9 protein-coding genes are annotated in these 9,337 nt (G+C 52.0%); 5 read left to right on the top strand and 4 right to left on the bottom strand.

Features of this window, described 5'->3' with window-relative positions:
• The 4 genes from AB1483_03310 to AB1483_03295 all read left to right on the top strand — a co-directional run.
• A partial coding sequence (locus AB1483_03310; protein MEW6411483.1) for an RHS repeat-associated core domain-containing protein occupies positions 1–933 on the top strand: 933 nt, incomplete at its 5' end.
• 96 nt (positions 934–1,029) lie between these two features.
• Positions 1,030–1,752, top strand: a complete 723-nt coding sequence (locus AB1483_03305; GenBank protein ID MEW6411482.1) for a hypothetical protein — start codon at positions 1,030–1,032, stop codon at positions 1,750–1,752.
• A 1,106-nt stretch (positions 1,753–2,858) separates the two neighbouring features.
• On the top strand, positions 2,859–3,392 hold the full coding sequence (locus tag AB1483_03300) for a tetratricopeptide repeat protein (GenBank protein MEW6411481.1): 534 nt from the start codon (positions 2,859–2,861) through the stop codon (positions 3,390–3,392).
• A gap of 168 nt (positions 3,393–3,560) precedes the next feature.
• On the top strand, positions 3,561–4,151 hold the full coding sequence (locus AB1483_03295; protein ID MEW6411480.1) for a hypothetical protein: 591 nt from the start codon (positions 3,561–3,563) through the stop codon (positions 4,149–4,151).
• A 576-nt stretch (positions 4,152–4,727) separates the two neighbouring features.
• Here the strand turns inward: AB1483_03295 and AB1483_03290 are convergent.
• Complete coding sequence (locus AB1483_03290) at positions 4,728–5,099, bottom strand: cupin domain-containing protein (GenBank protein MEW6411479.1); 372 nt, start codon at positions 5,097–5,099, stop codon at positions 4,728–4,730.
• A 394-nt stretch (positions 5,100–5,493) separates the two neighbouring features.
• Between AB1483_03290 and AB1483_03285 the strand changes: the two genes are divergently transcribed.
• Positions 5,494–6,417, top strand: coding sequence for a DMT family transporter (locus AB1483_03285; GenBank protein ID MEW6411478.1), 924 nt, complete (start codon positions 5,494–5,496; stop codon positions 6,415–6,417).
• Between the two features lie 21 nt (positions 6,418–6,438).
• Here the strand turns inward: AB1483_03285 and AB1483_03280 are convergent, their stop codons facing one another.
• The 3 genes from AB1483_03280 to rpoN form a co-directional block, all read right to left on the bottom strand.
• Positions 6,439–6,909: a hypothetical protein gene (locus AB1483_03280; protein ID MEW6411477.1), complete on the bottom strand. Its 471-nt coding sequence runs from the start codon at positions 6,907–6,909 to the stop codon at positions 6,439–6,441.
• Positions 6,910–7,174: 265 nt separating this feature from the next.
• Positions 7,175–7,534 (bottom strand): ribosome-associated translation inhibitor RaiA, encoded by a 360-nt coding sequence (gene raiA / locus AB1483_03275; protein ID MEW6411476.1) that lies wholly within the window; start codon positions 7,532–7,534, stop codon positions 7,175–7,177.
• Positions 7,535–7,805: 271 nt separating this feature from the next.
• A complete protein-coding gene (gene rpoN / locus AB1483_03270; protein ID MEW6411475.1) occupies positions 7,806–9,221 on the bottom strand; it encodes an RNA polymerase factor sigma-54 in 1,416 nt (471 codons plus the stop codon).
• Between the last annotated feature and the right edge of the window lie 116 nt (positions 9,222–9,337).

The raw sequence follows: 9,337 nt of genomic DNA, 5'->3' as shown, positions 1-9,337 counted from the left end.
GTGTATAATATAGTGGTTGATGACGAGAAACCGGGGCAGCCGGGGACGCCGGTCGACAGGTCGGAGACGGAGTCATCGGGGGGCGGTTCGGGCGATGTTGTGCTTGAGGGTCAGCCGGGGTCGGGGAGTACGATCGTGTACAAGTTTCTGTATTATCATCTGGATCATCTGGGTACGCCGATGGCGGTGACTGACGGCGCGAAAGACATCGTGTGGAGCAGTGATTATTATCCGTTTGGGTCGCTTTACGATGAGCAGGTGGTGCAGAGCAACGAGTTGCGGTTCCCGGGTCAGTATCATGATCGTGAGAGTGATTTGTATTATAATTGGCACCGGTATTACGAGCCGAAGTTGGGGCGGTATGTGAGTGCGGATAGACTGGGTCATATGTATTTCGGGTTGACGCCATACACGTATGTCGCGAACTCTCCTCTGATGTATCTGGATATAGAGGGGGATAGCATACGTATACCAGAGGGTAGTCCAGGGTACGAGTTCACCAGTAATTGGTTACAGATGGTAAGGGCAGGCGAATGCGGTGAGGAGTTTGCTAGGTACGTATCAGTGGTGGATGCTGCGCCTTACGACGTCTACTTATCGGGAGGAGAGCTTGGGGGGGACCGGTATGGGCAGTATCAGCCAATGTTTGACGAACAATTCAATCAGACGGACTCATATGCGACGGTTGACATCTACGAGATTTTCAGGAGGGCTAGAATGAAGGGAGCCAAAGACGAGATCTCTCGGGTAGGGGGGACAATAATGCACGAGATTTGGCACGCATACTGGATGGTAACGCACCCCGAGGTACACGCATTAAACTACAGAAAAGCGCGGGAGAAAACGGGCATTGGCGAGGGTCTTGCGCGATTAATGAAAAGTATGTGGATGAAGGAGTGCGGGAAGCGGTACGAAGAAAGAATGTGCGAGTAAAGCAAGTAATCATGAGGATTTGCTAACTAAAATGATTGTGAGCAAAGAGTCCCTGACGGAGGATGTGCTCTATCGGCTAACACGAGGAGGATTCAAATGAGATTTGTACTTGTCTTTGTAACAATGGCCTTACTCTGCAACGAGACCACTGACTCGGTGGTTATGGGATTCCTTTCGTCGATTGACCCGAAGTTTGAAAACCGAAGGACTTTTGCTTCCGCGACGGTGGATCAGCCTTTTTTTGAGGACGTCGTCTTCGTGGATATAGATACTTTTGTCACATTTATCCATCCGACTCCACGCTCCGAAATACCTCTGCGAATCGGCATTGACAAAGCTGCCAATGTCTATCGCCTGTTCGGTTTTGACACGAACCAGTACAACGATATTATAGCCTCTGAGCCACTTTCCCTAGGTGCGGATCAGATTCGTCCTTACGGAGAATTCTATCTCGATCTGACGCAGCTGTGGGACCCGTTCGACTATATGTTCATCGCGAGCATAGAATCCTTCATTGCTGAGAATCGTAGGAGGATGGTTGAGGCGGAATCGGGTGATTCTGGCTACGATTGTGATCGTTGTCCAAAATGGGATGAGCTTGAGGCGCAGATACGGGCTATGTTGGCAGGTGTTGTACTGGACAGCGTGGTTTGGAGCGAGAAGGATTCGGTCTATGAGGCTGAGTACATTGCATGGGGCGAGACTACCGGTGCCTTGCGGTATTTCAGACTCATGGTCCATCCGAATGGCAGATGCGTTATCGCCAGGGATTCTTTGTGGTCGGAGTCATTTGGGTACTATTACAAGTATCAAATGTAGGAAAATGTCGAAACCTACCCGCCATTGGCTGGAGACCTGATAAGTTACGAAACGGCTGCATTCGGCTATGACGCCCATTGACAACCTCGCATACCGGGGAGAGCAAGAAGATGGTGATGGTTAAGTAGAGCCACGATAGCTGTCAGGTGAGGACACCCGACAGCACGAAACGACTGGTTCGGTGGTGTCAGGTGTCCCCACCTGACACCACCCGATGAGGATAGACTATGCCCAGGCGGGGAAGAAACTCTCTGCTAAATCAAAAAGTCTTCTTTGTGACCACCACGGTTGACGGCTGGAAATCCGTCTTCAGAGAACGAGTGAGGCAGCAAGCGTTGCTGAACACAATCGTGTCTTTGATCGCCAACTATGATGCGCGACTATACGGATATGTGATCATGCCCAGCCACTTTCATCTGCTTATCAGAGTTGAGGGCGGAGGGCCGATGCTACGCAGGTCATGAAAGACATAAAGTCAATCTCGTCGAGAGAAGTGCTCAAACTTGCCGGCGAGTCCTGGATGGCCCGATTTGACGACGTAGCTATATACAGCGAGTCTCAGTTTTCAACAAAACTGAACTATATCCATAACAATCCCGTCAAAGCTGGATTGGTGAGTAAACCGGAAGATTACGGGTATTCTTCCGCACGAGCGTGGTTAAATGGGGTTGACGATGGTTGCGTTTGTACGGCTTTATTTGAGAGAACTGATAGATGCACAGATAGCTTCTCCAGGCGGGTTCCTAATCGAACCCGCCTTTTTCTTGTAGGGCAGTGACCCCTGTTTCCCAATCCGCCTGTGGCGGGCCCGGCAGGGTTTTCGCCGAAGGCGGAAAGGTCCTGCCATCTTCTGTAATCTCGCACCACAAAGAGACGGCTACCCAACTGATTGCTGTTGGATCCTTACCCACAAGCAGACAGCCGCCTCTATACCCAAACTAAACGAACCCGACAACCTAAACTTGACAAATTACTCCTCATCTTCTTCATTGAGGTAACGCCTATAGAGCGGGAGGTGTACGTGCGACGATTTCCGAGATGTATGATGATAGCTGCCCCGGCGCAGCAATTAGACCGCAAGCGGAGGGATTACCGGCTTGAAAGGTATGAGGGAAATGAAAGACGATAGAGCGGCTCTATTGGACAGCTACTTAGAGCACGAGAAGTGGCCCGAGGCGAGAGGCATCATCCGTGATCTACTGAGAAAACAACCAGATAGCCACTGGCTGTTGACAAATCTTGCCCTGACATATTACGAGCAACGAAAATATGCTAAGGCGCTCGAGATCTCTAAGGCTGCGCTCAAGACGACGCCCAATTGCCCACTGGTTCTCTGGAACCACGCGGGAACTCTTGAAATGCTTGGCAGGAGAGCGCGGGCTATTCAAATTTACAGAACCCTGATCCAACGAGGCTCTCGTAGACGCAGCTATGGGAATTGTTGGGAAAGCGCCCGGTGGACGGAATCGCTGGTGAATGATTGCCGATATCGATTGGCGCTATGCTATCGGGACCTCGGGCGCAAGAATACCGCATCCCGTTACTTTGGGGAACATTTACGTAGAAGACGCCCGGGTGTACCGAGTATCTACTCTCGAAAGGAAGTTCTGGAAAAGTTGAATCAACTCCGATCATCCTGAGCTCAGTAGACCGGGGGTGGCACACCCCCTGGGCGAGTTTCAGGTCAGTACCAAATTGAGAGGACCCCACCGCCTGCCATCGGCGGGTGGGTTACCGGTTTTGTGCACTTGTGATTGACGCGCAGTATCGCAGTAGGTTACTTGTGAGCAGACGAGAGGACATGTCAGATGAGCTTACTAAAACCGTTAGACCAAAAGACGATTGAGGCGGACCCTCGCTACGCTCGGGCCGACGAGTTCATGCGCTCCTTTGAACCACTTGACAATCGCTCATATGAATGGGTATATGAGTACGCGATCCGCACGTTCGAAATGGCCGATAGGAGCCTTGATACCCTCGATGCCAAAGCGGAAAGCATGGTGCGCTACTTAGGTCCGGGGTCGGGAATCTTGGGCGTCGGGTTGGCGTCTCTTGCAGCATCTGAAATATCGGTGAGAAAACCGGAACTAGTGATCGTTGCGTTCGGCGTGATGTGCATCTTGGCCGCTATTCTCGCTGCCTTCCGTGCGCTGCTGCCACACCCGCACACGTTCGGCGCGTCAGTACAAGACGCGACCAAAGTGGCAGGTCACTACGACGACCGGGATAAGTGCCTAGGCTACTGCGCCGCAGGTTTGGGCGTGTCGATCGCAGTGCTACGGATCGTTTCTGAGAAGAAGGCCCAGCAATTGCGCTGGTGCCACGGCCTATTTTTTGCCGGAATCGCTGCCTTTCTGATTGCCGGTGCTTGGGCGATTGCCAGTCGAGTCTGGTGTTAGTCCCTTCTCAGCCCACTCTTGGCTAATGATTGGCTTTCTACTGGGCTTGGGGACCGGTTGTTGCGGCAGCGGCGTTGGCTGCTGGCTCTGGTTAGAATCCTGCTGTTTACTGTCGTCTTTCGGCATGAGTCACACTCCTTACTCGTTTCGATGAGTTTAGACCTTCAATTTCTGATTTAATATTTAAAATCGCACCACGCCTGTCAATCACATATTAAAGGTAGCTGTCAGGCGAGGACACCTGACAGCACGTGACCCCGACATCCTGTACGCGCCCTGTCCCCCCCCAAACTCCCATTGACCACTAGCCCGCTTCCCCCTAATTTCGCGCGCGGCAGATATCCTCATCTGCCCCTTGACGCACAAGACCTGTGTAGGGCGAACCCGTCTTCGAACCCGCCTTTTTCCTGTAGGTCTCGACTATTCTGTTCGGTCAGGTCTTGATTCGGCCAGCGGAATTGTAACCTGACCGCATCTCTTCTGACGGCCGAATGCCCCACCCTTTGCGTGGGTTTCCGAGCACAGATGTGAAAAAGCCCCCACAGATGCGGGGGCTTTCCTCAAAATGTCAGCTCGTCAAGACGCCGCTGTTAGTTTCTTACCGATGTGATCGTAGACATGCTTCAGCTCCAGTCTTGGACTAAATTCAACGAAGGCGGTATCTTCGTCAACCCGAACGGTGTGCCCGGCGGGCCAGTAGAACATCTCACCCGCTTTGCAGACTTCCGTGGTTCCATCAGCATAGTGAACATGAATTGCCCCTTTGAGCATATAGCCCCAATGCGGGCACTGGCACTTATCACCGGGTAGACCCTTAAGCAGTGGCGTGGCATCCGCACCAGCCGCCAACTCAACATAGGCCATAGCCATGTCTTCAGCTTCAGAAACACGGAATTTTGCGACCGGCAATTCCAAGGCCATTGGCATCTCTTCTTTGCGTAACTTCAAATCATTATCTCCTTGTTAGTTGACCTCGTTGCGGCTATCGCGACCCGGCGGCTCCCGGAAGGCCAGTGATTTCCGGTCAACCAGCAAAGACCAATGACTTCGGGGAGAATGTCGCGCATATATATGGACTGAACAACTCCATGTATCATTTGTTCCGGACCAAGGCTGGCAACCCCATACACTAGCCTGGGTGCCCCACAGCTTGGGGTTTGTTGATAAAGCATCCTTTTGCGTCATTGCGAGCGACCTAAGGGAGCGCGGCAATCCCATGGTTGGGTAGCCCCGGTAAATCGGCGTTCCGGACGAGCGTAGCAAGGCGTAAACTCGACTCTCTACATCCCCCCCCGCAAACTCCCGTTGACGCTGTGAGCCGCGCCCCCTATATTCCGCCTCAATGGAATTCCTCGGCGAAATAGCGGCCATCACCACCGCCATCTGCTGGGCCTTTACATCGATCTTCTTCACCCAGGCCGGGCGGATTATCGGCTCGTTCAACGTAAACAAAATACGCCTCATCATGGCGGTCACCATCTACTGCGTCGCCCTGCTCATCACCACCGGAAGAATCCTCCCCGCCAATCTGACCTCACAACAATATTTCTGGCTGGGGCTCTCCGGTGTGGTGGGACTGGTCATCGGCGATGGCGCCGGGTTCAAGGCGATGGTCATGATTGGCCCGCGCCTGATGATGCTCATCTACTCCAGCGCGCCAATCTTCGCGACTATACTGGGTTGGCTCTGGTTGGGCGAAAAACTCGGGCCCTACGACCTTCTGGGTATCGCCCTGACAATATTCGGTATCAGTTGGGTGGTGCTCGAAAGAAAGAACCGTAGCAGCAACTATGTACAGCAGGGGCACCCGGATTCCGGTAATCTCGCCAGAGGGGTGATTCTCGGTATAATCGCCGGGATGGGTCAGGGGACGGGACTGGTCATCGCCAAGTATGGCATGCTGAGCGCCGGAGAGTCGGTCCCGGCAATGCCGGCGGCGTTTATCCGGATGCTGGCGGCGATGGCGGTTATTTGGTTGATCTCCGGTCTTCGCGGCAGGATCCCCGATACAATCAAGGCTGTCAAAAACGCGAAGGCGATGGCGTTCAGTTTTGGCGGGGCGATGTTCGGGCCGTTTATGGGGGTGTGGATGTCGCTGGTGGCGGTGCAGTATATAGAAGCAGGGATAGCCGCAACTCTGAATTCGACTACCCCTATCTGGATAATTCCGTTCGTTATTTTCTTTTACAAAGAGAAAGTCTCTCTACGTGCCTGGCTGGGTGCAGTTATCACTGTTGGCGGCATTACTTTGCTCATGCTCAACTGAGCGAGCGCCGGCCTTCTTCTCTCAAGTAGCCATCCCGATTTCAACTTCAAACCACGCCCAGCAGTAAAGCAGCGTGATGATACCCTTTACATCGGGCGCCCAGTCCATCCCCAGCATAAACATGTAGCACAACAGGGTGAGACCGAAGAATATCTTCACCATAGCGCTCCGGGTGTCAATTCTCAGGAAATTGAAAATCCCGAGCACGATAAAGAGCATGATCAGCGCCGGAGCAAGAATATATATGGCCCAGTTCCAGACCGTGAATCTGGCCATCACCGTAGCCATCGGGCTGTCAATCGGAAGATACCACAGGACGAAACCGTGAACGGCGCCGAAAAACAGAGCCAGCGGGAAATACATGAAGCCTTCGTAATGCTCTTTCTTGACTTCCCGAATAGCCACCATCAGAAAGAACAGCGCCGCCGCCAGAAGGGTGCTCAGGTAGAGAGCCGAGTTGCTGCTAAGCATCATTTCAATATTGCGTTCCATTTTGTTTACCTCGATTAAGTCTTTCCAATAGGTACTTTACATGACCCTATACAGAATGCAGCGTGCCAATTCCGGCGAATTCGCAGGTCGCCGCATTAAGTTGTTGAATTACAACAGGAAAGGTCACGATGTCAGGGTTTTGACGGCAAAACAGGTGTGATGGGAGCTTATTGAGATTAGGCAACGGTTTGCATTGCTTTTACAAAAAAAAGAAGGCCCGTCTCTTGCGAAACGGGCCTTTTGAGAACTTGTGTATCTTTATTGTCTAAATGTCAACTCCATCAACATCGGTGGTCGGTTTGGTCAGAACCTCCATCGTTTCCGTAATCTGCTCGGGGTCTTTGTGTTTGAGCTTGCCCTTGTACTTTTTGAGCTGGGCCTTTACTTTGTCAACGGCCTGAGCAATCGAATTGTACATATCATCGGTGTCGGCCGTGCCGGTAAGCACGTCCTTATAAACCTTCACTTTCAATTCGGCGAGACGCCGGTGTCTTTCGGTGTCGAGAACCAGTTCAGCGGAGATGATATTTTCGAAATACCGGGTCAGCCCCTCCATCTCGCTTTCCGCTGTTGCTTTCATTTCATCTGTCAGATCAAAATGACGAGCAGATATTTTCTTTAGCATGGCCGTTCTCCTTTCCATGCAATGTTTGTATTGTGGTTAACTGCCAATGTAGCTCCAAAGAAGCACTTAAATCTCATATCAACTGGTGAAATCCGATGCGGCTTTGTGCCCGCTTTGATTTGGTCTGCGTATCCCTCCCGTAAAACATAGTACGTGTGTGAAGACATTTATGTAAGCGCCCCCTCAAAACTAACTGCCATATTTCGTAGTCCCCTCAGAAGCACCATCCCATGGTTTTACGATCTGCGTTTACCTCTAACCTTTATACACTTCAGGTTTCAGCTACGCGCTTTCTTAATCGTGCGGGCTGGATTTTCAGCTCCTCGCGGTATTTCGTAACGGTCCTGCGCGCGAGCTTAATCCCCTCACCGTTGAGCATCCGGTAAATCTCCTGATCCGACAGCGGCTTATCCGGCGGCTCCGCCTTGATAATCTCCTCGATCCGCTGCTTGACCGACCGCTTGGACATATCCTCACCATCAGCCATCGATATACCGGAATTGAAGAAGTATTTTATCTCGTAGACACCAAACGGCGTCTGAACATACTTGCCGTTCGAAACGCGGCTGATAGTCGCCACGTTCATATTAACTTTCTGCGCGATCTGTTCCATGATCATCGGTTTGAGAAACGCCGGACCCTGCTCGAAAAACTCGCTCTGCTCTTCGATAATCGCCTCCATGACATTGATCATGGTGGTGCGGCGCTGATTGATGGCGTTCAGCAGCCAGCGAGCCTGCTCGAGCTTCTGCTTGATATACTGCTTGGTGTCTTTGCTGGAGTTGTTTCCCCGACGAATCAGCTCTTTGTAGCCGGCGTTGATACGAAGCCTCGGCATGTAGCTGTCGTTGTGGAACACCACGTACTCATCACCATACCGCTCGACAACCAGATCCGGTATCACCGGCATAGCGCCGCTGTCGAACCGCCCGTGCGTCGGCGTCGGAGAAAGCTGCTTGATGACATTCATCGCCTGCTGCGCCTTCTCCACCGATACATTCATCAGCTTGGCGACCTGAAGTATCGATTTGCGATCCAGTTCATGAATATGCTCATCGACAATCCGATACGCCAGACTCCCCTCAAGACCTTTTTCTTCAAGCTGGCGCATGAGTGACTCGCGCAGATCGCGCGCACCCACACCGGTCGGATCGAACCGCTGAATAATCTTCAGCACCGCTTCGATCTTCGAAGCATCAAGATCCAACTCGGCCGCCATCTCGGGGACGCTGATAGTGAGATAACCCTCGGGTGAGATATTCCCGATGATATACTCGCCGATCAGGTTCTCTTCTTCGGATAATTTCAGAAGTGATAATTGTTCGGCAAGGTGCGCGTAGAGGCTCGGCTCCGTGTTGCCGGCGGACTCGAATGGCGTGTCTCTCTCCTCGCGCTGCTCACGGACCTTGTAGCCCTCCTCATCATCGAAAAGAAACTCCTCCCACTCGAACTTGTCTTCCTTCTCTTTGTCTTTCTCGGCTTCGGCAACCTCGAACTCGGATTCCTGCTCTTCCGGCTTCTCCTGTTCAAGATCGAGCTCTTCGATCTCCTCGAGCAAAGGATTGATCGCCAGCTCGTGACGAATGGTCTGCTCCAATTTCAGAATGGGCATCTGAAGCATCTTCAGCGACTGAATAAGCTGAGGAGCAAGCGTTTGCTTTAATCTGAGCTGGAGTCCTAATTTCATGTTAGTTCCCGAAAGGTCCCTGTTTCCGTGTGGTCAATAAAGTTGCCGTTCTTTACTTTCAAGTATCGGTAACAGCCGCCGTAGGTTTATATATACCAGTAAGTTCGTTCATATAT

The sequence above is a fragment of the Candidatus Zixiibacteriota bacterium genome (genome assembly GCA_040756055.1).
GTDB lineage: Bacteria > Zixibacteria > MSB-5A5 > GN15 > FEB-12.
This window is presented reverse-complemented; position numbering and strand designations above follow the sequence as displayed.